This window comes from Sphingobium olei (assembly GCF_042678845.1).
GTDB lineage: Bacteria > Pseudomonadota > Alphaproteobacteria > Sphingomonadales > Sphingomonadaceae > Sphingobium > Sphingobium olei.
On sequence record NZ_JBHTLS010000134.1, the window covers coordinates 156559 to 178859 of the forward strand.

The 22301-nt window shown below is 66.4% G+C and carries 27 protein-coding genes and 1 tRNA gene; 15 read left to right on the forward strand and 13 right to left on the reverse strand.

What is annotated here, in order from left to right:
* Position 1: 1 nt before the first annotated feature.
* Positions 2-1600 carry a protein translocase subunit SecD gene (secD, locus tag ACFQ24_RS18740; protein ID WP_380913993.1) on the reverse strand — a complete coding sequence of 533 codons (1599 nt, stop codon included), beginning with the start codon at positions 1598-1600 and terminating at the stop codon, positions 2-4.
* A gap of 8 nt (positions 1601-1608) precedes the next feature.
* Complete coding sequence (gene yajC, locus ACFQ24_RS18745) at positions 1609-1944, reverse strand: preprotein translocase subunit YajC (protein WP_380913995.1); 336 nt, start codon at positions 1942-1944, stop codon at positions 1609-1611.
* Positions 1945-2130: 186 nt separating this feature from the next.
* On the opposite strand from yajC, the gene ACFQ24_RS18750 reads away from it, so the two are divergent.
* Positions 2131-2207 (forward strand) — tRNA-Pro (locus tag ACFQ24_RS18750).
* A gap of 56 nt (positions 2208-2263) precedes the next feature.
* Here the strand turns inward: ACFQ24_RS18750 and ACFQ24_RS18755 are convergent.
* Positions 2264-2566 (reverse strand): polyhydroxyalkanoic acid system family protein, encoded by a 303-nt coding sequence (locus ACFQ24_RS18755; protein WP_380913997.1) that lies wholly within the window; start codon positions 2564-2566, stop codon positions 2264-2266.
* A 143-nt stretch (positions 2567-2709) separates the two neighbouring features.
* Between ACFQ24_RS18755 and ACFQ24_RS18760 the strand changes: the two genes are divergently transcribed.
* Both ACFQ24_RS18760 and ACFQ24_RS18765 read left to right on the forward strand, forming a co-directional pair.
* Positions 2710-3249: a glycoside hydrolase family 108 protein gene (locus ACFQ24_RS18760; protein ID WP_380913999.1), complete on the forward strand. Its 540-nt coding sequence runs from the start codon at positions 2710-2712 to the stop codon at positions 3247-3249.
* Between the two features lies 1 nt (position 3250).
* On the forward strand, positions 3251-3526 hold the full coding sequence (locus ACFQ24_RS18765) for a 3TM-type holin (protein WP_380914001.1): 276 nt from the start codon (positions 3251-3253) through the stop codon (positions 3524-3526).
* A 426-nt stretch (positions 3527-3952) separates the two neighbouring features.
* Here ACFQ24_RS18765 and ACFQ24_RS18770 read toward each other — a convergent pair whose 3' ends face one another.
* From ACFQ24_RS18770 to ACFQ24_RS18785, 4 genes are read right to left on the reverse strand one after another with little or no spacing between them, the layout of a single operon-like run.
* Entirely contained in the window at positions 3953-4141 is a 189-nt protein-coding gene (locus ACFQ24_RS18770) for a hypothetical protein (RefSeq protein ID WP_380914003.1), read from the reverse strand.
* A 32-nt stretch (positions 4142-4173) separates the two neighbouring features.
* Complete coding sequence (locus ACFQ24_RS18775) at positions 4174-4776, reverse strand: hypothetical protein (RefSeq protein WP_380914005.1); 603 nt, start codon at positions 4774-4776, stop codon at positions 4174-4176.
* 30 nt (positions 4777-4806) lie between these two features.
* On the reverse strand, positions 4807-5562 hold the full coding sequence (locus ACFQ24_RS18780) for a metallophosphoesterase family protein (protein WP_380914007.1): 756 nt from the start codon (positions 5560-5562) through the stop codon (positions 4807-4809).
* Positions 5546-6319, reverse strand: a complete 774-nt coding sequence (locus ACFQ24_RS18785; RefSeq protein ID WP_380914009.1) for a nucleotidyltransferase — start codon at positions 6317-6319, stop codon at positions 5546-5548. The genes ACFQ24_RS18780 and ACFQ24_RS18785 overlap by 17 nt, the downstream gene beginning before the upstream one ends.
* Before the next feature lie 190 nt (positions 6320-6509).
* Here ACFQ24_RS18785 and ACFQ24_RS18790 point away from each other — a divergent pair, with 190 nt between their 5' ends.
* Complete coding sequence (locus ACFQ24_RS18790; protein WP_380914011.1) at positions 6510-8558, forward strand: carbon starvation CstA family protein; 2049 nt, start codon at positions 6510-6512, stop codon at positions 8556-8558.
* A complete protein-coding gene (locus tag ACFQ24_RS18795) occupies positions 8555-8740 on the forward strand; it encodes a YbdD/YjiX family protein (RefSeq protein WP_380914013.1) in 186 nt (61 codons plus the stop codon). The genes ACFQ24_RS18790 and ACFQ24_RS18795 overlap by 4 nt, the downstream gene beginning before the upstream one ends.
* A 173-nt stretch (positions 8741-8913) precedes the next feature.
* Here the strand turns inward: ACFQ24_RS18795 and ACFQ24_RS18800 are convergent, their stop codons facing one another.
* Both ACFQ24_RS18800 and ACFQ24_RS18805 read right to left on the reverse strand, forming a co-directional pair.
* Entirely contained in the window at positions 8914-9831 is a 918-nt protein-coding gene (locus ACFQ24_RS18800; protein WP_380914015.1) for an XdhC family protein, read from the reverse strand.
* A gap of 49 nt (positions 9832-9880) precedes the next feature.
* Positions 9881-10549, reverse strand: a complete 669-nt coding sequence (locus tag ACFQ24_RS18805) for a S24 family peptidase (RefSeq protein WP_380914017.1) — start codon at positions 10547-10549, stop codon at positions 9881-9883.
* A 115-nt stretch (positions 10550-10664) separates the two neighbouring features.
* On the opposite strand from ACFQ24_RS18805, the gene ACFQ24_RS18810 reads away from it, so the two are divergent.
* Together ACFQ24_RS18810 and ACFQ24_RS18815 are read left to right on the forward strand one after the other, a co-directional pair.
* Positions 10665-10847: a hypothetical protein gene (locus ACFQ24_RS18810; RefSeq protein ID WP_380914019.1), complete on the forward strand. Its 183-nt coding sequence runs from the start codon at positions 10665-10667 to the stop codon at positions 10845-10847.
* A complete protein-coding gene (locus ACFQ24_RS18815; RefSeq protein ID WP_380914021.1) occupies positions 10844-11215 on the forward strand; it encodes a hypothetical protein in 372 nt (123 codons plus the stop codon). The genes ACFQ24_RS18810 and ACFQ24_RS18815 overlap by 4 nt, the downstream gene beginning before the upstream one ends.
* A 4-nt stretch (positions 11216-11219) precedes the next feature.
* Here the strand turns inward: ACFQ24_RS18815 and ACFQ24_RS18820 are convergent, their stop codons facing one another.
* Positions 11220-12161, reverse strand: coding sequence for a hypothetical protein (locus ACFQ24_RS18820; protein WP_380914023.1), 942 nt, complete (start codon positions 12159-12161; stop codon positions 11220-11222).
* 18 nt (positions 12162-12179) lie between these two features.
* Positions 12180-13406 (reverse strand): TIGR04063 family PEP-CTERM/XrtA system glycosyltransferase, encoded by a 1227-nt coding sequence (locus ACFQ24_RS18825; RefSeq protein WP_380914024.1) that lies wholly within the window; start codon positions 13404-13406, stop codon positions 12180-12182.
* Between the two features lie 91 nt (positions 13407-13497).
* Here ACFQ24_RS18825 and ACFQ24_RS18830 point away from each other — a divergent pair, with 91 nt between their 5' ends.
* Genes ACFQ24_RS18830 through ACFQ24_RS18840 form a run of 3 tightly spaced genes read left to right on the forward strand, consistent with a single transcriptional unit; the run spans position 13498 to position 15705 of the window.
* Positions 13498-13638, forward strand: a complete 141-nt coding sequence (locus ACFQ24_RS18830; RefSeq protein WP_380914026.1) for a hypothetical protein — start codon at positions 13498-13500, stop codon at positions 13636-13638.
* Complete coding sequence (locus tag ACFQ24_RS18835; RefSeq protein WP_380914028.1) at positions 13631-14995, forward strand: putative O-glycosylation ligase, exosortase A system-associated; 1365 nt, start codon at positions 13631-13633, stop codon at positions 14993-14995. Before ACFQ24_RS18830 ends, ACFQ24_RS18835 begins: the two co-directional genes overlap by 8 nt.
* A complete protein-coding gene (locus tag ACFQ24_RS18840) occupies positions 14992-15705 on the forward strand; it encodes a hypothetical protein (RefSeq protein ID WP_380914030.1) in 714 nt (237 codons plus the stop codon). Before ACFQ24_RS18835 ends, ACFQ24_RS18840 begins: the two co-directional genes overlap by 4 nt.
* Here ACFQ24_RS18840 and ACFQ24_RS18845 read toward each other — a convergent pair.
* On the reverse strand, positions 15665-16219 hold the full coding sequence (locus tag ACFQ24_RS18845) for a type 1 glutamine amidotransferase domain-containing protein (protein ID WP_380914032.1): 555 nt from the start codon (positions 16217-16219) through the stop codon (positions 15665-15667). The genes ACFQ24_RS18840 and ACFQ24_RS18845 overlap by 41 nt on opposite strands.
* Before the next feature lie 106 nt (positions 16220-16325).
* Between ACFQ24_RS18845 and ACFQ24_RS18850 the strand changes: the two genes are divergently transcribed.
* From ACFQ24_RS18850 to ACFQ24_RS18865, 4 genes are all read left to right on the forward strand, one after another.
* Positions 16326-17333, forward strand: coding sequence for a DNA topoisomerase IB (locus ACFQ24_RS18850; RefSeq protein ID WP_380914034.1), 1008 nt, complete (start codon positions 16326-16328; stop codon positions 17331-17333).
* A 21-nt stretch (positions 17334-17354) separates the two neighbouring features.
* On the forward strand, positions 17355-18518 hold the full coding sequence (locus ACFQ24_RS18855; protein ID WP_380914036.1) for a mechanosensitive ion channel family protein: 1164 nt from the start codon (positions 17355-17357) through the stop codon (positions 18516-18518).
* 145 nt (positions 18519-18663) lie between these two features.
* Positions 18664-19428 carry a Crp/Fnr family transcriptional regulator gene (locus ACFQ24_RS18860; protein ID WP_380914038.1) on the forward strand — a complete coding sequence of 255 codons (765 nt, stop codon included), beginning with the start codon at positions 18664-18666 and terminating at the stop codon, positions 19426-19428.
* Between the two features lie 82 nt (positions 19429-19510).
* Positions 19511-19900 (forward strand): hypothetical protein, encoded by a 390-nt coding sequence (locus ACFQ24_RS18865; protein WP_380914040.1) that lies wholly within the window; start codon positions 19511-19513, stop codon positions 19898-19900.
* Here ACFQ24_RS18865 and dgcA read toward each other — a convergent pair.
* Positions 19894-20871, reverse strand: a complete 978-nt coding sequence (gene dgcA, locus ACFQ24_RS18870; protein ID WP_380914042.1) for an N-acetyl-D-Glu racemase DgcA — start codon at positions 20869-20871, stop codon at positions 19894-19896. The genes ACFQ24_RS18865 and dgcA overlap by 7 nt on opposite strands.
* Positions 20872-20971: 100 nt before the next feature.
* On the opposite strand from dgcA, the gene ACFQ24_RS18875 reads away from it, so the two are divergent.
* Entirely contained in the window at positions 20972-22264 is a 1293-nt protein-coding gene (locus tag ACFQ24_RS18875) for a class I SAM-dependent methyltransferase (RefSeq protein WP_380914043.1), read from the forward strand.
* The last annotated feature ends 37 nt before the right edge of the window (positions 22265-22301 follow it).

The following is a 22301-nucleotide window of genomic DNA, read 5'->3' on the forward strand; positions in this document are numbered from 1 at the left end:
GTCAGATGACGATTTCGGTCGGGCGCTTGGTACGGACCCAATGGGCCACCAGCAGGCGCGTGAAGGTGACGGCCGTGAACACGCTGGTCGCGATGCCGATCAGCAGCACGATCGCGAAGCCCTTGACCGGTCCCGATCCCAGCGCCAGCATGATGCCGCCAGCGATAGCGTGGGTGACGTTCGCTTCGAAGATGGTGCGGCTGGCTTCCTTATAGCCATGTTCGATCGACGCGACGATGTTACGGCCCCGCCGCCTTTCCTCCCGGATGCGTTCGTAGATCAGCACGTTGGCGTCCACTGCCGTGCCGATGGTCAGCACGAAGCCGGCGATGCCGGGCAGGGTCAGCGTCGCCCCCAGCATCCCCATCACGCCCAGGATCACCAGCACGTTGATGGTGACGGCGATGTTGGCATAGACGCCGAAGCGGCCGTAGCTCACGAACATGAAGGCGGCAACCGCGACGACGGCAATGATCGATGCGATCAGGCCGGCGCGAATGGAGTCGGCGCCAAGGCCCGGACCCACGGTCCGTTCCTCCACCACCGTCAGGTCGACCGGCAGCTTGCCCGATCGCAGCGCGATGGCGAGCTGGTTGGCGCTTTCCACCGTGAAGTTGCCGCTCACCTGCGCGCTGCCGCCCAGGATCGGCTCGTTGATGTTGGGGGCGGACAGCACTTTGCCGTCCAGGATGATCGCGAAGGGGCGGTTGACGTTCTGCGACGTCACCTGGCCGAACTTGCGGCCGCCCGACCCGTTGAAGCGGATGTTGACGATCGGCTGGTTGTTCTGGTCATAGCCTTGCGTGGCGTCGGTCAGATCCTCGCCCGACACCATCACCTGCCGCTTGACCGCGATCACCGGTACGCCCGCGGGATTGCCAGGATAGGGCAGCACTTCGCTGCCCACCGGTGCGCGGCCCTGCGCTACTTCGGCCGGGTTGGCGTTGACGTCAACCAGCTTGAATTCCAGCTTCGCCGTCTGGCCCAGCAAATCCTTGAGCGCCTTGGGATCCTGAAGGCCGGGCACCTGCACGACGATGCGGTTGCTGCCCTGCTGCTGGATGGTGGGTTCGCGCGTACCCATTTCGTCGATGCGCTTGCGGATCACCTCGGTCGCGACTTCCATAGCGCTCTTGACCGCATTGTTGATGCCCGCATCGGTCGGGGTGACGACGATGGTCGTGCTGTTCACCACCTCGACATTGAAGTCGCGCTGTCCGGTAAGGCCCGCGCCCTGCGTCAACGGACGAATGCGTTCCACCGCGGCATCGACCTGGCTGGCGTCGCGCACCATGAAGCTGAGCTTGCCATCTCGGGCGGAAATGTCGCCAATCGCGATCCGGGGATCGGTTCGCCGCAGCTCCGTGCGGATCTGCTCCTCCATGTTGGCGAGCCGCTGCTTCGCCACGTCCTGCGTGGATGCTTCCAGCAGCAGGTGGCTACCGCCCGCAAGGTCGAGGCCGAGGTTGACGCGCGTCTGCATGAAGCCGGGCAGCTTCGCCACGGTCGCTTCGGGCAGGAAGGTCGGGATGGCGCACAGCGCGCCGATCGCCAGCGGCAGGAGGATCGCGAAGATCGCCCAGCGGGAAAAGTTCAGCATGGGTGCGTTCAGTCGTTCGCAGGCTTGGCGGTGGCCGGATCGATCACCTCGGCAAGGGTCGACTTGACCGCCTTCACCTTCATGCCGGGCGCCAGTTCGATGTCGACATAGATGTCGTCCACGCGCGCCACCTTGCCGACCAGCCCGCCGCCTGTGACGACCTGATCGCCCTTTTTCACCGCATCGATCTTGGCCTTATGCTCCTTCATCTTTTTCTGCTGCGGACGGATCAGCAGAAAATAGAAGACGACGAAGATCAGGACCAGCGGCGCCATCTGCACCAGGATACCGGCACCGGACGCTTGCCCGCCCGCAGTCTGGGCCAAGGCTGGGGTAATGAACATGGGTGGACTTTCGCCTTGTTTTCTGTCGGGCGCGGACGGCCTTGCGGCATCCACGCATCAAGCGCGGGCGGCTAACACAGACAGGGGGCAAGAGGCAATATGATTAGGGCACGGGACCAGTTGCGCGTCGCGGCGAGAACAGCCCTTGCAACTTCGTCCCGCTGCTTCTAAAGGGCGCCCTCCGGTCGGGACGTAGCGCAGCCTGGTAGCGCATCACACTGGGGGTGTGGGGGTCGGAGGTTCGAATCCTCTCGTCCCGACCAAGGAAAACCGCCGTTCCTTAGCATCATGCAAGGGACGGCGTTTTCGTTTTCGAGCCTTATGCGGGGCCGGTCAGCATCTTCTGCGCGCTCGTGCGGATGAAGTCGGAAATCGGGCCGGACATCATCTTCAGCATCATCGGCACATCGACCGTGGCGCGGATGTTGGCATCCTCGATCAGCAGCCGGGTGGGAATGGACTGGCCCATCACGTCGATGCGCATGTCGAGCACATCGTCCGATGGCCAGTGCGCCGTTACCGTGCCACCGCCGGGAATATGCTTCTCCAGCTTGGGCAGCCCCGCCTCAACGCGGCGCTTCGCCTCGGCCTTGCCCAGCTGATGCGGTATGTCGATGTCCATGGCGGTCCTTCCTGTTACTGCGTCCAGCCTTAGCGGCGGCCTGACTTGACCGGAAGAGAAAGTGATCCATGGAACCCGCTGTCCTACAGATAACCATATGGGATAAATGATCCGCCTCATCATCCACACCGGAGGCACGGCATATGGACATTCACGATCTGATCGACGAGGTCATCGCCCGCGAAGGCGGCTATAGCGATCACCGCGCCGACCGGGGCGGGCCGACGAACATGGGCATCACCCGCGATGTCGCCCGCGACAATGGCTATTTCGACGATATGAAGGCGCTGCCACGCAGCTTTGCCGAGTCGGTGTACCGGCGACTTTACTGGGATCAGCCCGGCTTTACCTTTGTCGCGGAGATCAGCTGGGCAGTGGCGGCGGAACTGTTCGACACCGCAGTGAATATGGGCCCGGCGACCGCCATCGGCTTCCTCCAGCGCGCGCTCAATGCGCTCAACCGCAACCAGCAGGACTATCCCGACCTGAAGCTGGACCGGCAGATCGGCGCGCGGACGCTGGGCGCGTTGCGGCGCTTCAGAGCATTGCGCGGCCCCGGCGGCGACAAGGTGATGCTGAAGGCAATGGAGGCGTTGCAGGGGGAACGCTATATCGCGCTGGCAGAGAGCCGGCCCGGCAACGAAGCCTTTCTATACGGCTGGCTCGCGAACCGAATCGGTTAGGATGGCCATCCCTCCACCCGACCCGCCGGACGAAAGCGACCCGTGGACGCGGCGCGCCCGTCCCGCCTTCCTCTACCTCATCTATGCGCTGCTGCTCTGGTCGATCCCCGTCGGCCTGCTCGGCGGATGGCGGCCGGCGCTGGCGGCGGCGATCACCGCAGCGATGCGCGCCTATCTCAATGCCCTGCCCGAACCGCTCTACGCGCTCTTTGGCACCGGCTATCTCGGCTACACCGCCGCCCGCGCGTGGGACAAGGCGAAGGGCGGAAAGTCTTAGCGGCTTCGTGTGGCCGTTGCGCCCTAATGTTCGGCGCAGCGCGGTAGCCCTTCTCCCCTCGGGGGAGAAGGATAAGGAGCCTTATGAGCGGAGCGAATTAGGCGGAGTTGGAAGAGGGGGCGGTGCGTCGATCCCTCTCTCCTAGCTGCGACTAACTTCGCTTCGCTCAGCAAGTCTCGCTACCTCTCCCAAAGGAGGAGAGGGAATATCAGCCGACAGGCACGCACCACGCTCCCACCTCCCAAAAAATGAGAGGGGCCGCCGGGTGCGAAAGCCCCGACGGCCCATCATTGACATGGTCAGCGGCCGGAAGTGCCGCCCAAGGAGAATGTCTGTTCGCGCTATCCTGTCCTGCGACGAGCGACGGCCTGTGTGCCGGCTCTCACATCGTCATCGTCATGGAAAGGATCGACGCAGCGGCGTCGCTCAGCGGCGCATTCCCCGAATGGACTTGACCGACCCCATTGCTGAACCATGAGACATCGGATCACCTCCTTTCGCTATGTTGAAGCCCGCGTGGCCGTCGCCGGTTTCAAGCCTTTGTTCGGCCACGACATCATAGTGAATCAGACGCAGGCGGCGATCAAGGCTTGTAATTTTCTTTTTTCGAATCATACTTTCGCGTCCGCGAAGCGCAGCGAAACGGCTCAGCCGCGACAATCCTCGATCACTCGACCGATTTCCGCCCAAGCGGGCAGGATCAGCGCAGGCTGACCGGCGCTTTCCAGCGCGAATTTGCCGCGGCTATAGGCCAGTTGATCCAGAACCGCGTCGGATGCCGTCCGCGTGGCGACCATTTGCGGCGACGCCCCGCCCATGAAGGTTGCGGGCCAGACAACCGCGCCATAGCTGGTGCGCAGCGTGATCGCATTGGCATTGCCCAACGCCTGCCCCGATGCCGCCCGTCCAAGGCTGATCCGCCGGCTGGCCCGATCGCACCGAAGCGTGACGGTCTCAGCCCCGGACCCGAAGGTCGCCACCGAACCATTCCCTTCCACCCGATAGGTCCAGGAACCGGGCACGACCGGACGATATTGCCATTCCGTGAGGCCAGCATCGCTTGCCTGTTCAGCGACAGACGCGGGCGGTGGAGCCGGACGCGCGGGTTGGGGCGTGGCCCGAGCAGGCGCGGGCGCGGGCGCGGCCCTGTCGGCCGGCGGCCCGACGCAGGCGGAGAGGAGCAACGGAACGGGCGAGAGCATCGTCCATGAAAGGGTGAAACCCCGTGTCCGCCGATCTCTCACATCCATGCTCCCAAGCCTGCCGCCGCGCGCCTGCATCTATACCGCGATCAGCGCATAGGGCCGGCCGAACTGTTCCGACACCACGAACTGCGCGCAGTTATAGACCGGCACGCCGCGCGGCGTCTTCCCCTCGAAGGTGCCGCGATGGGCATGGCCATGGACCGCGAAGCGCACATTGTCAAAACGGTCGATCGCGTCTGCAAGGCGCGATGACCCCAGAAAGGGGAAGATTTCCGCCGGTTCCCCTTCCACCGTCTGGGCAATCGGCGCATAGTGAAGCACCGCCACCACGCGCTCGGTACGCAGCGTGCGCAGCGCATTTTCCAGCTTGCGCGCCTCGTTGATGGATTCCTCGACGAAACCCTTGATGGCGCGCTCTCCGAACGCGCCCAGCTCGCCCCGGCCGAAGCCGCCGACGAAACCCTTGACCCCCGCAAAGCCCACCCCCTTTATCTCGACCGCCTGCTCGTCCAGCACGGTGACCCCCGCGCAGTTCAGGATGCGGGCCACTTCCTCGGGCTGGCCGCATTCATGGTCGTGATTGCCCAGCACGGCGACGATGGGAATGGAACAGGCGCGCAGATCCTCCGCCAATATCTCCGCCTCGCGCGTCTTGCCGAAATTGGTGAGGTCGCCGCACAGCGCCAGCACATCGGCCTTGTCGGAAATTTCAGCGAACAGATCGCGATATTTATGCTCCTGCTGGTCGGTCACATGCAGGTCGCCGATGGCGGCGACGGTCAGGCTGCCCGGTGGGCCAAACCTCGCTGCGTTCTCACTTGTTGCGATCATGGCTTTCCTCCAGTCCCTTGCCGACCACGTCGGCGAAGCCCCATTCGGTGATGTCGACCAGATAGTCGCGTGGAGAGAGCAGCCTGCCCCTGCATACGCGGATATTGGGCACCGGCAATTCGGCCCGCGTCTGCAACCGGCCCAGCAGTTCCTCGAACAGCCAGAGCGGGATGCAATGCCGCTCGGTCGGATAGATGAAGCGGAAGTTGAGCAGGTGGATGAGCAGCACCTCCCAGTGCAGCTCCACCGCATCGAGCAGCTTCTGCCAGTCGATCGCCTCATGCTGTTTCAGGATCATGTGCGCGACATCCGCGCCATCATAGCGATAGCGATCCTGGATGAATATCTTCGACAGGATGAATTCGGTCGGCGGCGTGATGCGCACGCGGATGCCATAGACATCGGCGTGGGACGCGTCGCGGAACCATTCCTCCGTCACCGGCAGGCTGGCCGAGGAGATGTTGTAGATGACGTCGAAGAAATTACCGTCCTTCCACACCTTGCCGATCCAGCGCTCGTCCTCGAACTCGACCTCATGGCCCAGATGCCGGAAATGGGCGAGGATGCGGGGCGCGTCGCCCGCCTTGCAGAACACGTCCAGATCCTTGGTCGGGCGAACTATGCCCGTGTGGCAGCCGAGCGCATAGGTGCCCGACAGCATGAACGGGATGCCGGACGACACCAGTTCCCTAAGGCTGTCGGCATAGAATTGCTTCGCCTCTGGCGGCGGATCGAAGGCGGTTGGATCGCAGGTCATCGGGCACTCTGGTTGCGGCGGGAAGGAAGCAACGGGCGGCGGGCGGGTTGCGTTCCGTTTTGACGGGGCGAGCGGTTGTCTTTCGGGTCGGGCGGCTTAGGGTGACAACCGAGCTAATTTCGGAGCTGGCCATCTGCTCGGCCGTGCACGGCCGTTCGGGGCCAGGTCTTCCAGCATCTAGTGAGGCGACATGATCCGACACCTGCCCTGGATATTGACGGCGATCGTCGGCGCGGTGGCGCTCGCGGTATTGGCGATTTCGCGCGGGGAGAATGTGAACGCGCTCTGGATCGTGGTCGCGGCGGTCAGCTGTTTCCTGGTCGCCTACCGCTATTATGCGCTGTTCATTGCGCGCCATGTGATGCGGCTCGATCCCGCGCGGCCGACGCCGGCCATCCGCCGCGCCGACGGGCTTGACTATGTCGCGACCGACCGCACCGTGCTGTTCGGCCATCATTTCGCGGCGATCGCAGGTGCGGGGCCGCTGGTGGGACCGGTGCTCGCGGCGCAGATGGGCTATCTGCCCGGCACGTTCTGGATCATCGCCGGCGTCGTGCTGGCCGGCGCGGTGCAGGACTTCATGGTCCTCTTCATCTCCATGCGCCGCGACGGCAAGTCGCTGGGCGAACTCATCCGCATGGAAATGGGGCAGGCGGCCGGCGCCATCGCGCTGTTCGGGGCCTTCATGATCATGGTCATCATCCTGGCGGTGCTGGCATTGATCGTGGTCAAGGCGCTGGCCGAAAGCCCCTGGGGCATGTTCACCGTCGCCGCCACCGTGCCGCTCGCGATTGCGATGGGTGCTTACACGCGCTGGATCAGGCCGGGCCGCATCGGCGAAGTATCCTTGCTCGGCCTGGTCGGCCTGCTCGCCGCGATCGTCTATGGGCAGGCGGTCGCCGCCTCGCCCGTCTGGGGGCCGGCCTTCACCTTCACGCCGGTCCGGCTTTGCTGGATCCTGATCGGCTATGGCGCGGTCGCCTCCGTCCTCCCCGTCTGGCTGCTGCTGGCGCCGCGCGACTATCTCTCGACCTTCCTCAAGATCGGCGCGATCGCGGCGCTCGCGATCGGCATCGTCATCATGGCCCCGCCCTTGAAGATGCACGCCGTCACCCCCTTCGTGAACGGCAACGGCCCGGTCTGGGCGGGCGGACTTTTCCCCTTCCTCTTCATCACCATCGCTTGTGGAGCCGTGTCGGGCTTCCATGCCCTGATCGCCAGCGGCACCACGCCCAAGCTGATCGCCAGCGAAGCCGACGCCCCGCTGATCGGCTATGGCGCGATGCTGATGGAAGCGTTCGTGGCGATCATGGCGCTGGTGGGCGCGTCGATCCTCGATCCCGGCATCTATTTCACGATGAACAGTCCCGCCGCGCTGATCGGCACCGACGCGGCGAGCGCGTCCGCCGCCGTCACCGCCATGGGCTTCCCAATCTCGCCCGACCTGATCGCACAAACGGCCAAGGACGTGGGCGAACATACGATCATCAGCCGCGCGGGCGGCGCGCCGACGCTGGCGGTCGCGATGGCGGAAATCTTCAGCCATGTCGTCGGTGGGCCGGCGATGAAGGCCTTCTGGTATCATTTCGCCATCCTGTTCGAGGCGCTGTTCATCCTGACCGCCGTGGACGCCGGCACCCGCGCCGGGCGCTTCATGCTGCAGGATCTGATCGCGCTGGCCGTACCACCCTTCAAGGACAGCGCGCGCCAGTGGCCCGGCTTCGTCGCTACGGCCCTGACCGTCGCGGCGTGGGGCTTCTTCCTCTATCAGGGCGTCACCGATCCGCTGGGCGGGGTGAACACGCTCTGGCCGGTGTTCGGCATCTCCAACCAGATGCTGGCCGCCATCGCGCTGATGCTGGGGACGGCCGTCCTCTTCCGCATGAAGCGGGACCGCTTCGCCTGGGTGACGATGCTGCCGGCCACATGGCTGCTCGTCTGCACGCTGTCCGCGGGCTGGCTCAAGCTCCATTCCACCGATCCCAAGGTCGGCTTCATCGCCCATGCCGCCCGATTCGAGGGCGCGGCGGACAGGGGTGAGATAGTGGCGCCCGCAAAATCCATGGCGCAGATGCGGCAGATCATCTTCAACGACCGCGTCGACGCCGCGCTGGTGGCGCTATTCCTGGCCGTGGTGCTGTCGCTCCTCTTCTTCACGATCCGGACCTGTCTGGCCGCGCGTCGCGTCGGTCATGCGACCGCGCAGGAAATCCCCGCTGGGATGAGCACGCTATCATGATGGAATGGCTTCACATTTTGCGCCGGATGGCACGATCCATGGTTGGCGTGCCGGACTATGATGCCTATGTGCGCCATATGATGGCCCACCATCCCGGCCAACCGGTGATGGACCGCACGCAGTTTTTTCGGGACCGGCAGCAAGCGCGCTATGGCGGCAAAGGGGGCGGACGCTGCTGCTGATTTGGCAATTATATTACAACGGATTTTAATTTTACGACTGAAAAATTTACAAATCCCTTAAATTGGGTATTGCTGTTTCCTGTCGGCTTGCTACGCCGCGGCAGTCCTTCGGTGCCCGACAGCTTCCAGGGATGCGCCCTCCGCCCTTCCCTTGCGGCGGAGGGCGGACCTTTTCATCGCCGGGCGTTGAAGCCCGCGACCATGCCCGCCGTGATCGACAGGGCGATCTCCGCCGCGCCGGTCGCCCCGATGTCCAGCCCGGCCGGACCATCGATCCGGGCAAGATCGTGGGCGGAAAATCCCTGCGCCGCCAGACGCTCCAACCGCGCGGCATGGCTTCTGCGCGACCCAAGCGCGGCGATATAACCGGTCGGCGCGCGAAGCGCCGCCATCAGCGCGGGATCGTCGATCTTGATGTCGTGGCTGAGAGTCACGACCGCCGTGGGTTCGCCGGGATGGCGGGCCGCCACCGCCTCGTCGGGCCAGCGGTCGTCCAGTTCCACGCCCGGAAACCGCTCTTCCGTCAGGAAGCGGCCGCGCGGATCGATCACCACCGGGGTCACCCCGATCGCCTGGGCGAGCGGCGCCAGGCTTTGCGCGATCTGCACCGCGCCCACGATCAGCAGGCGACGGGGCGGGTCGTAGCGGTTGAGGAAGTCCCCTTCGCCGGCGCTTTCCCGCGTGACGCCCGTCCCAAGGTCCGTCGCCAGCGTCAGGGCGCGGCCGCGCGCGCTTTCCTGCGCGATCCGCTCAAACAATGCGGGCGGGAAGCCGGCCTCGCTGACCGGTTGCACCATCACCGCGATCTCGCCGCCGCAGGGCAACCCGACCTGCCATGCATCGCCATCGGCCACGCCATAGGTTTCCACGTGCGAAGGCCGCCCGGCGATCACTTCCGCCGCGCGTTGCAGCACGTCGGTTTCGACGCAGCCGCCCGAGATGCTGCCTTCGAACCGGCCGTCCTGATGCACGATCATGTGGCTGCCCCGAGGCCGCGGCGCGGACCCCCAGGTGGACACTACCGTTGCCAGCGCCATGGGCGCGCCGCGCCACTGGATCGCCTTCTCGATTACCGCGCCATTATCGTTCACGCGCTGCGCACTCCTGCCATCATCCCTTCCAGATGAAGAGGAAAGCCGATCAGTTCAAGCGCCGCCCGGTCCAGACCACCCGCCCGACGATATCGACCAGGCCCGGATCGATATCCGTCCAGTCGGGATAATGGCTGTTGTCGCTCAATACGCTGAAATGGCCGCGCATCGGCCCCAAGGCGACACGCTTCACCATCAGCACGCCGTCCAGGCGCAGCACATAGACGCCATCGCGCAGCCGTTCCGCCGCGTCGTCATGATCGACCATGATGTCATCGCCATCGTTCAGCGTCGGCGCCATGGATTCGCCATCGACGCGGATGATCGACACGCGCTGCGGCCGCACCCCCAGATAGCGCAGCCAGCGCGCGTCGAACGCCATCACGCCCGCCGCCCGTTCGTCATCGTCCAGCGAGCCGACGCCGGCGGATGCTCCCAGCGCCAGCCGCGGGACCGCCACCACCGCCGGCAGGCCGCGCGTGCGCGCGGGTTGCCCCGCAGCCTCGTCCATGCCGCCCAGCATGGTTTCGGGTACGCCGAAATAGCGCGCCAGCACCCGCCGGTCCGACTCGTCCAGCTTGCGCGGCGTTCCGCGCTTGATGAACTGCTGAATATAGGCGGCGTTGCGCCCGATCAGCCGGGAAAGGTCGGCGTAGTTTTCGCCCCGCTCGGCAATCAGCCGGTCGAGTGCGACACGCGCATGCTGCGATTCATCCATGACACATCCATAGGGACAGGAATTTTCCTAGACAAGTAGGAAATTGCCAGTGAGATAGGAATAACCCTATCGATTCGCACCGGGCGAGTCGGCCATTCGGAGGAGAAGGACGCACATGCTGACCGCCATCGAGCGATTCTTGCGGGAGTTCCACATGCCACCCACGCGTTTCGGCCGCGAATGCGCGCGCGACCCGCGCCTGGTCTTTGACCTGCGCCTGGGCCGTCAACCGGGGGACCGCGTGAAAAGACGTATAGAACATTTCATGAACACATATCGCAGGAGCATGAGCCAATGACAAGCGCCGTGCACGCCTTCGAGCCGACAAAAATCGTCCGAAGCAAAGGAATAGGAAAAGAACCGGCCGACCCGCTGCCCCGCCTGCTGGATCAGCTGGTCGCGCGCGCCGACGGCATGACCACGGTCGAGCAGGCAACGAGTCGCCCCTGGGCCAGCGCCCTGTTCGACGGGCGCCGCCATCTGGTGCGCCTGCGGATCAGCGGCGTCGATTTCGCCAGCCGCGCTGCCGCCTTCACACAGGGCATCGGCGAGGCGGAATGGACCCTGCCGGGCCATTTCGTCGCGGACATAAGCGTCGACCTCAGTCAGCCGGACGCGGAAGGCGTCATGCTGCACCTGTCGGCGCTCACCATTCAGGACTGGTGACGGATCAGCGCCCGCCGGCCATTGAGCGTAGCGCGCCCAGCGCGGCCCGCAACGCCTCGTCGGTGTCGGGCGCGACCCGATCGCGCACCGGCACCCGGCGGGCGGGGGGCATGTCCGCGATGACGCCGCCTTCGCGCGATGGTGCAGTCGCGGTGCGGGCTCGCATGGCAAGGCCGCGTTCCAGCCGTTCCGTCAACTCCCGGACCGACAGATCATGGGTCGGCATCCGCAAGGGCAGCGGCGTGAGCGGCTCTTCGACAGGCACGGACGCTTGCGGCGTCCATGGCTGCGCCTCTTCCAGTATCGGTTCGCGAGTCACCTCCGCCTCGTCCATGTCCACGGCCGGCGTGGCCAAGGCAGGCCGCAGGAAGGCGGGACCGGCGGCGGGCTGTTCGACCGCCTCGGCCACTTCGGCCTTATCGTCGCGAACCGCCGGGACCGGCGCGCGGCCGCTGTCCGGTCGGGCGAAAATCTCCAGGCCGTCAAAGTCGCGGCTGGCGAAGATGGGCGGGCGTGGCGGGGCGTCGGGATGCGCGTCGGCCCGGCGCAGCGACGGCGCGTCGTGGCTGACGACAGGCGCAGCGCGCCCCCGCGCCAGGGCAGTCAGCTTGGAAAATGCGAAACCCATCGTCTTTGCTCCCTTGGCGCGACTTACGCGCGCTTCTTCCTCTTCCTCATGCGGCGCGTCCACGGGCGCGCGCGCCATCCATTGCGTCACGCCGGCCGCCATCAGGCCGACGAAGGCCGCCAGCGTCAGCCGCGCCGTCATGCCCAGCGGCGGAGCCGCTGCCGGCACCGCTTCGCTGACGCCGCTCGACGCCACCACCGTTTCGATGAGGCCGACCGGCATCCACAACATGGCGAGCGCCGTGGCGAGCGCGGCGAAGGCCGCGACACGGCCGCGCCGATGCTCCGCCGTTTTCCTGCCCCGGTCCGACCCGTTCATATCCTTCGATCATTCCCTTCAGGCCGCCCGCCGCGCGGCCGATCCGCGCGCCAGCAGACGCTGGTAAACGGGTTCGTAACGCAGAATGTTTGACGACCAGTTACGCTCGCGCTCGACGAAGCGCCGCGCCTGGATCCGGCGTTCGTCCCACATGGCCCGATCAGCGAACAGGCCGGCGAGCGCCGCAGCCAGCGCCTTGGGATCGTCCGGCGCGAACAGCGTGCCAGTGACGCCATCCTCGATCAGTTCGCGATGCCCGCCCACGGCGGATGCAGCGACCAGCCGCCCCTGGGCCATCGCCTCCAGCGGTTTCAGCGGCGTCACCAGGTCGGTGAGCCGCATCGCCTTGCGCGGATAGGCCAGCACGTCGACCTGCGCATAATAATGTTCGACCTGATCGTGCGGCACCCGGCCGACGAAGCCGATATGGTCGGCGAAGGGCGACGCCATCGCCTGGTCGCGCAGCGCCTGCTCCATGGGCCCGCCGCCCACCAGCAGCAGCTTGGCCCGCGGCCGCGCCCGCACGAGTCGCGGCAGGGCGGCGATCAGGTCGTCCAGCCCCTCATAATCATAGAAGCTGCCGATGAATCCGACGACGTCGGCACCCTCCAGCCCCAGCTTCGCCGTCAGCGCGGGATCGCGCGGCACTGGATCGCCGAACTGGTCGAGATCGACGCCGTTGGGCGACACGATGATCTTGTCGGGGTCGATGCCGCGCGCGATCAGGTCGCTGCGCAGTCCTTCGCAGATGACGGCGACCGCATCAGCCTGGCGCACCGCATGGGTTTCGAGCTGGCGCGTCAGCCAGTAGCGCGGGCTTCCTTCCGTCCCCGTCCCGTTGCCGACCGACGCATCCTCCCAGAAGGCGCGGATCTCGTAGATCAGGGGCAGGCCATGCCGCTTCGCCGCCTTTTGCGCGGCCATGGCGTTCAGCACCGGAGAATGGGCGTGGATGACGTCCGGCCGCCATTGCCGCACCAGTGCGTCGATCGCGTCGGCATGGGCGGAAATGTCGCGCCATTCGCGAATCAGGGGATTGCCCTCGGCCGGCTGGCCGGGGGTGCGGTGGAAACGAATGCCGTCCACCACCTCCTCCAGCGGACCGTCCGCGATGTGGCGATAGCCGGTGATGCCGCGCACGTCCCAGCCCCTGGCCATCTGCGCGCGCAGGATCGCCCGGGTCCGGAAGGTATAGCCGCTGTGCAGCGGCAGGCTGTGGTCCAGCACATGGAGAATGCGAGTCATAGCCCGCTGTGTCTGCCGGAAAAGGTTTAACGGCCCATAAACTCTGTGGGGCTAGGAGGATGACCGTGCATAGCGGATTCCCCTTCCCCCGATGATCGACGCCCTTTCCCTCCTCATCAGCCATGGCGTCATCCTGCTCGCCGCGTGGAAGCTGTTGCCGCGCGCGGATCTGGACCGCGATCCCGATCCCGGCGAATCGCCCGCGCGCCAAGAGGACCGCGCCAATGCGTGACCTCTTCTTCCTCGCCTTCCTGGGGCTATTCGGCCTCATGGGACTGCGCCGCCCCTTCCTGCTGGTCGCGCTCTACGCCTATATCGACATCGTCTCGCCGCAGCGGCTGTCCTACGTCCTGCTCAATTCCATCCCGATCTCGGCCATTGCCTTCGCGCTGATGGTGGGATCATGGCTGGTGCTGGACGACAAGAAGGACTGCCGCTTCTCGGTCCGCCAAGGCCTCATGCTCGTGCTGGTCGCCTGGTGCGGCTACACCACGCTCCACGCAGACTTCCCGGTCGAGGCGCTCACCAAATGGAACTGGGTGTGGAAGGCGATCATCGCCGGCATCTTCCTGCCGCTGGTGCTGCGCACGCGCCTTCGGATAGAGGCGCTGACCCTGTTCATGATCCTGTGCGCCAGCACCATCATCATCAACGGCGGCATGAAGACGGCGCTGTCGGGCGGCGGCTATGGCGTGCTCAACCTGATGGTGGAGAATAACAGCGGCCTGTACGAAGGCTCCATCATCTCCTGCGTCGCCATCTCGCTGATCCCGCTGATCCTGTGGCTGACGCAGCACGGCACCATCTTCCCGCCGGACTGGCGCGTGAAGGGATTCGCCTGGTGCCTCTGCTTCGCCTGCATGCTGATGCCCATCGGCACCGAAGCGCGCACCGGCCTCGTCTGCCTCGTCATCCTGGCGGGCATGATGCTGCTCCGGTCGAAGCGCAAGTTCGTCTACGGCCCCCTGCTCCTGCTCGGCGCGCTTGTCTCCATCCCCTTCCTGCCTGCCAGCTTCACGCAGCGGATGCAGACGATCGAAAACCATCAGGGCGACGAAAGCGCCTCCACCCGCGTCGCGGTGTGGATGTGGACGCTCGACTATGTGAAGACGCACCCCGCTGGCGGCGGCTTCGACAATTATCTCCAGAACAGCTTCAGCTATTTCACGCAGGAAACCATCGTCGATTCGGGCGGCGCGCGGATCGAGCGCCGCATCGTTACCGACCGGGGCCGCGCCTATCACAGCGCCTATTTCGAAATGCTGGGCGAACAGGGCTATTTCGGCTTCTTCATCTGGGCGCTGATCCACGGCATCTGCTTCATCCGCACCGAAATGATCCGCCGTGCCTGGCGGCGGTCGGACAAGCCGGACGAAGCCTGGATCGCGCCCTATGCGCTCGCGCTGCAGCAGGGGCACATCGTCTATATGATCGGGTCACTGTTCGTAGGCATCGCCTATCAGCCCTTCATCTTCATGATGCTGGCGCTGCAGATCGGGCTGGATACCTATCTCACCCGCCGGCGAAAGGCGGCCGCGCGGGAACAGCTTGCCGCAGCGCTGACCGCGCAGAACGGGCTGCCTGCATGACGGGAGAGATGCGCGCGCTCTGCCTTGCCCACGGCCTGCTACTGGGCCTGTTGCTCGGCTCGCCTCTGATCGGGCCGGGCCTGTCGCCCGCCCTGCTGAGCGCCCTGTTCCTGCTCGGCGGCTTCCACCTGCGTCTTGCCGACCGCCGGCGCGCGCCGCGCGGCGCCCCGTCGTGGATCAGCCATATCCGCATGGCCCCGCTCCGCCTGACGCGATGGGCGGCGCTCGCGACCGTCGCCCTTATCGCCGGAGATGCGGATCAGATGGGGGCGATCCTGTCGGCGGCGCTGGCCGGTGAATTGCTGATCTATCCGTTCAGCACCCATGCGCTCTGCAAACTGCCGCGTTCGGCCATCGGCGCATTGCTGGTCGCCGCCGTCCCCGCTCTCGCCCATGTCCAGGCGGGCGTAGTCGCCCATGCGCTTGCCTTCTCCACCGGGATACTCGCCTGCCTGTTCTGGCTGCGCGGCCCCGATGGCGAACCGCGCGCGCTAGGCCTTTCGACGGCGGGGCTAGGTGCCGCCCTGCTCCTGCCGCTGCTGCTTCCAGCCACGCTTCCCTATGCCTGGCCGGCCGGACTCGTCTGCGCAACGCTCGCACTCGCGCATCTCTCGACGCTACGCCGCCGCCCGATGCCCTGGCGCATGGACGGCGACGCGCGCCTGTGGGTCAGGCGTCCGCTGTGGCTACGTCGGCCAGGGCTGTCCTGAACGCGTCGACGAAGGCAGGAATGTCATCCGGCTTGCGGCTGGTGATGAGGTTCCCGTCCACAACCACCTCACGGTCGACCACGCTGGCGCCCGCATTGGCCAGGTCGGTGCGGACCGAAGGCCATGACGTCACCGTCCGCCCGTCCACCACATCGGCCTCCACCAGCAGCCATGGCCCGTGGCAGATCGCCGCGACGGGCTTGCCGGACAGGGTGAAGTTGCGCACGATCTCGACCGCCTTGTCCTGCGTGCGCAATGTGTCGGGGTTGGCCACCCCGCCGGGCAGCAGCAGGCCGTCATATTGTTCGATATCCACCTGATCCAGCGTGATGTCGGGCGTGATCGTATCGCCCTTCTCGTCATGCTCCATGCCCTGGATCGGATCGGTCCCCGGCGACGCGAGCGTGACGGTCGCGCCCGCCTCGATCAGCTTTTCGCGCGGCTCGAACAGTTCGGACTGCTCGAACCCGTCGGTGGCAAGGATCAGGACACGGCTTTTCTCGATGGACGGCATGGCAACTCTCCTGGGTTAAGCGGAAGGCCCTCTAACGGCCCTGACCGGCCCAAGGTTGCGGAACGAAGCGATGAACGGCGGGTTTTCGGGCATGAGAAGGACAGACATGCCCCAACAGACCGTCACCCATGCGGACCACAGCATTCCCGGCATCACGCGACGCGCCCTGAAGCGCGGGTGGGCCTATTTTGATCCCGATGGCAAACGCATCACCGACCGGGAAGAGATCGAGCGGCTGAACCGCATCGCGCTGCCCCCCGCCTATCGCGACTGCTGGTTCTGCCCTTCGCCTTGGGGGCATATCCAGGCGGTCGGTTATGACGACCGAAACCGCCGCCAATATCGCTACCATCCCGATTTCCGCGCCGCGCGGGAGGCGGAAAAATATGCCGGCTGCCCCGATTTCGGCCGTGCCCTGCCCAAACTGCGCGCCCGGCTGGAAAGCGACCTGTCGAAACGCGGCTTGCGCAAGGACCGCACCGTCGCCGCCGTCGTGCGCCTGCTCGACCTTGCGAAGCTGCGTGTCGGCAACGAACATTATGCCACCACCAACAAGAGCTTCGGCGCGACCACGCTGCGCCGCCGCCACATCGACCTCAACGGCCGCTCGCTGACCCTGCGCTTCCGCGCCAAGTCGGGCAAGGAACAGCAGCAGACGATCACCGATGCGCGCCTGCTCCGCTTCGTGCGGCAGGTGCAGGATCTGCCCGGCCAGCACCTGTTCCAATATCTGGACGAAGATGGGGAACCCCGCCCCATCACCTCCAGCGACGTCAACGCCTATATCGCGCAGGCCATGGGCGGCCCCTTCACCGCCAAGCATTTCCGCACATGGGGGGCGACCGCCATCGCCTTCGAGACATTGGCGGCGGGGCATGTCACGCTCAAGCAATTGCTGGAGCCGGTGGCGCAGGCGCTGGGCAATACGCCGGCGATCAGCCGCAAAAGCTATGTCCACCCCGCGCTGATCGCACTGTGTCATGACGGGCAGGACGAATGGCGCGCAGGGCTTCGGCTGCCCCGCCGCACCCGCTACCTCTCGCGGGAGGAGCGGGGGCTCATCGCCTTCCTCGACGCGGTCGCCGATTGCACCCCGCTTGCGGTCGCGGCCTGATCTGGTCCAATAGGTCCACCCATGGCCGACAAGAAAGATCCAGCCCTCCCCGCGATCAAGGTCGACGCGCCCAATCTGCGCGAGATGTGGGATTCGACCATCGCCTGGTTTCAGGTCCATTATCTCTCGATCCTGATCGCGATCGGCGCGGGTGTGCTCATCTATCTCGCGCTCGCGGCGCTGCGCGAACTGGGCAAGCGGCATCGCGGCACGCGCGGCGATCCGCTGGGCTATGCCCAGGTCTTGAGCCGCGCGGCGGCGCGGACCACCCATTATTTCATGGTCATGGTCGCGGCCCGGCTGGTCGTGGGCTATGCCGACGCACCGCCGTCGCTCTATCGCACGGTCGCCTTCCTCTTCACCATCGCGACCGTGTTGCAGGCCGCGCTCTGGGCGCGGGAGATCATCCTCGGCCTTATCGAGCGGAAGACGCTGGCGGAGGATGGCGGGGGCGAGACGCTGGCCAACGCCATGGGCCTCATCCGCGTGCTGGTCAGCTTCGCGCTGTTCGCCATCGCCGCGATCGTCGTGCTCGACAATCTGGGCGTCAACGTCACCGGCCTGGTCGCGGGCCTGGGCATCGGCGGCATCGCGATCGGCCTCGCCGCGCAGGGCATTTTCTCCGACCTGTTCGCCGCGCTGTCGATCATCTTCGACAAGCCCTTTCGCCGGGGCGAGGTCATCACTTACGACCAGACCACCGCCCGCGTGGAAAAGATCGGCCTCAAGAGCACCCGCCTGCGCGCGATGAGCGGCGAGAAGAAGGTCATTTCCAACGCCAACCTGCTGCAGAAGGAGATCACCAGCCTCCAGACGCTGGTCCAGCGCCGCGTCACCTACGCCATCGGCATCGTCTACCAGACGCCGGAGAACAAGGCAGAGGCAATCCCTGAGATGCTGCGGGAAGTGGTGGAAGCCGAAGGGCTGATCTTCGTCAATTGCGGCATCGTCGCCTTCGGTGCCAGCAGCCTCGACTATCAGCTGAATTTCGACGTGCCAGACCCCGACCATCATGACTATTTCGTCATGCGCCACCGCATCGGCCTTGCCATCTGGAAGCGGTTCAATGCCGAGGGGATCGAGTTCGCCTATCCCACCCAGACCAGCTTCACCGCCGCGCCGGACGGCAAGGCGATCATGCCCTATCCGCAGGTCCAGCCGGTCCGCGACGTCGAACGCCATTGACCGCGGCCACAATGCCGCGCGCGACTGACATGGGATAATGCCAGCCATCCCGCGCAGACTGGCAGGCGCGCTGAAACTGTTCTAAGCTGGTCGTCTATGGCTGCGAGTTCCTTCCTGCTCCCCGCCCCTGTTGCGGAGAGCGCCGTTGCCTACTTCCCACGCTCACATTCTTTCCCAGATATTGCGCAAGCTGGAACTGCGCGGCGCCCTGGACGACGCGGACCGGGGTGCCTTCCTTGCCCTGCCGCTCCACCGCCGCATGGTGGAGCCCAATGTCTATATGGTCCGCGAAGGCGACCGTCCCGACTATGCCAGCGTCATCCTGGGCGGGTTCGCCTTCCGCCAGAAAGTCACGGAAGCCGGCGCGCGCCAGATCGTCAGTGTCCACATCGTCGGCGACTTCATCGATCTGGAAGGCACACTGCTCAACATCGCGGACCATAGCGTGCAGGCGCTGACCCGATGCGACATGGCCTTCATCCCGCGTCAGGCGATACGCGATCTCGTCCTGTCCCATCCGCGCCTTGGACTTGCCATGTGGGTGGATACGCTGATCGACGGATCGGTCTTCCGGGAATGGATCGCCAATGTCGGGCGCAGGGACGGCACGGCGCGCATCGCCCACATCATCTGCGAACTGGGCCGGCGGCTGGAGATTGCCGGGTTGGCGCGGGCGGATGGCTTCACCCTGCCGCTGACGCAGGAGCAACTCGGCGATGCGACCGGCATGACGACGGTGCATGTGAACCGCGTGCTCAAATCGCTTGCGCAACGCGGCCTCATTCGCCGGGTCCGCCGCGACCTCAGCATCCCCGACTGGGAAGGGTTGCGCAGCACCGCCGGTTTCAGCGACGCCTATCTGCATTTCGATCAGGTGGCACGCGGCGTCCGGCCCGATCGCAGCCTCTGACCTGCGCAGCCCGCCGCATCCGCGACTCGCCCCGTCCCGCCTTCCTTGCCTCTGCGCGTCCGGCACGCTTAGCCCAACGCGCATGAAGCCCTTCCTCCTCGCCGCCGCCGTCCTCGCCACTTGCCTGCCCGTAGCCGCCCATGCCGAAGGATTGGGCGCGGAGGTCAATTATGGCCGGGCGGACGGCCATTGGGGAACCGAAGTCGGCGCGGGCTATCGGCTGGGGCTGGCGGGGTTCAGCCTGACGCCGGGCGCGGGCGTCTATCTCGCCGATGGCGATGCCAAGCTCTACGGCCGGATCGAGGCCGCCTACAGCATCCCGCTGTCCGCCACCATTGGCGCAGGGGTGCGCTTCAGCGGCGATGATACGCGCCCCTATGCCACCATAGCCCTGCCGCTGCTGCCCAAGCTGCGGGCGAAGGCCAATGCGGGACCGGGCTATTATGCGGCCGGCCTGACGCTGGGTTACTGACCCGTTCCCCACAGCGTACCCGGCTGCAACATGCCCCCTTCCATCGCCAGCCCGCCCGGCCGGTCCTCCGCCAGCAGCAGCGCGCCGTCCAGGTCGATCCAGTCCGCGCCCTGCGCCGCCAGCGCGGCGGGCGCGATCCCCAATGACGTACCCAACATGCAGCCGACCATGATGCGGAAGCCCCGCTGCCGCGCCCCGCGCGCCAGCGCCAGCGCCTCCGTCAGCCCGCCGGCCTTGTCCAGTTTGATGTTCACCGCGTCGAAATCGCCCAGCCGATCGAGATCGGCGCGGGTGTGACAGCTTTCGTCGGCGCAGAGCGGCACCGCCGCCCTGATCCCCGCCAGCCGCTCTTCGCGCCCGTGAAGGATCGGCTGCTCCACCATCTCGACGCCCAGCGCCGCCAGGCCCGCCGCCTCCGCGGCGATGTCGCGGTCGTGCCAGCTTTCATTGGCGTCGACGATCAGCCGCACGTCCGGCGCGCCCGCGCGTACCGCCGCGACCCGGTCCCGGTCGCCCTCCCCGGTCAGCTTGCATTTGAGCAGGCCGAAGCCGCGCCCCGCCGCCGCCCGCGCGTCCGCCTCCATGCGGGCGGGTTCGCCCAGGCTGATGGTGAAGGCGGTCGGCAGCGGTTCGGGCTTGCTCAGGCCCGCCAATTGCCAGACCGGCGCGCCCTCTCGCTTCGCCTCCAGATCCCAAAGCGCGCAGTCCAGCGCATTGCGCGCCGCGCCGCGCGGCATGTGGGTCAGCAGCGCCTCCCGATCCAGCGGCCCGCTGTAGCTGTTAAGAGCGGCGACGCACCCTTCCGCGCTTTCGCCCTCATAATAGATGGCGGTCCCCTCGCCCCGCCCCTGATGCACGCCGTCGCCCACCGTGCATACGACCACATCGACGTGAGTCTTCGCGCCGCGGCTGATGATGAAGCTGCCCGCGACCGGCCAGCGTTCGACGGTCGCGGAAATTATACGGGTCATCGGCGTTCCCTGCGTCATCAATTGACCATATGAAGGGCCGACATATGCGTGAACGGGGGCGGTCGCCTAGCCCCGCCAACGACAAGGAGCGTCTTTTCCAGTGACATCCCGCGAGCTTACCGGCTTTCTCCCGCTCAGCGAAGCCCATGCGGCGACGGGCGACCTGTCCCGCCGCCTGTCCGACACCGCGTGGAGGATCGGCTTCGGCGCGATCGGCTGGCCTTGGCTGCTCGCCAGCCTGTCTGGGGGCCGCCCGGCGGACAAGCGCGCGCTGCTGGACGAACTCGGCCTGCCGCACGACGCGCTGCCCCATCTTGGCAGTTGGAAGGCCGATGTCGGCTTCCTGCGCCACATCGTGCGCGAGATCGCCCGGCTGCGCCCGGCCCATGTGGTCGAACTGGGAGCGGGCGCGTCGTCGCTGGTCGCCGCGCGGGCGCTTCAACTGCATGGCGGGGGGCGGCTGCACAGCTTCGACCAGCATGGCGGCTTCGTCGATGCCACGCGCCGATGGCTGGGGGAGCATGGTCTCGACGTCGATATCCGCCACGCCCCGCTGACGCAGGAAAGCCCGGACTGGCCGGGCCGCTGGTATGCCGTCGACGGCCTGCCGGACCAGATCGACCTCATCATCATCGATGGTCCGCCCTGGAGCGTGCATCCGCTGGTGCGTGGCGCGGCCGACAGCCTCTTTTCGCGCCTGTCCCCCGGCGGCGTCGTGCTGCTGGACGACGCTGCCCGTCCCGGCGAGCGGCTGGTTGCGCGCCGTTGGCGGCAGCGCTGGCCGCATATCGACTTCCGCCTGATGAAGGACGGAACGAAGGGCACGCTGGTCGGCCGCCGCCGAGACACCAGTCAGCCGGTCGCCAACGACAATATGGATGGCCGCGCCTGGCGGCATCTGGGCCGCGCCGCCGCCATCGCCGCGCTGGTCGCGACGGGCTGGATAGCGCGCGGCGAGCTGGGCGAATTTCCGCAAAGCGCGCAGGCCAGCAGCTTCCTGGACGAGGCCGCCGCCTCTCGCCGTGCCGGCCTCCTCCGGCAGGCGATGCCATCCCAGGTGGAAAGCGCCCGCTTCGACCCGAAGGAAATCGAGCGGTCGGCCGGCATAGTCCTGCCCGAACTGCCCGCAGACTGGCGCGTGACCGACGTTCAGCTCGTGCCCTCTCCCGGCAGTCCCGCCGTGGCGATGAGCGTCCTCACCCCCCAGGGCGAGGCGCTGTCCCTGTTCGCCGACCGCGCCGAGACGCCGGCCGAAGGCACGCCGCTGGTGGCTCGCCGCGCCGGCGAAACGATCGCCTATTGGGAGCGGGGCGACATGGCCTATGCCCTGACCGGCAGGGGCGACGCGAAGCAGCTGATGCGCTGGGCGGACGCGGTCGCGCCCGACGCCTGACGCGCTGGGTCCGGGCATTGAGGCGGGGGCGGTGCCC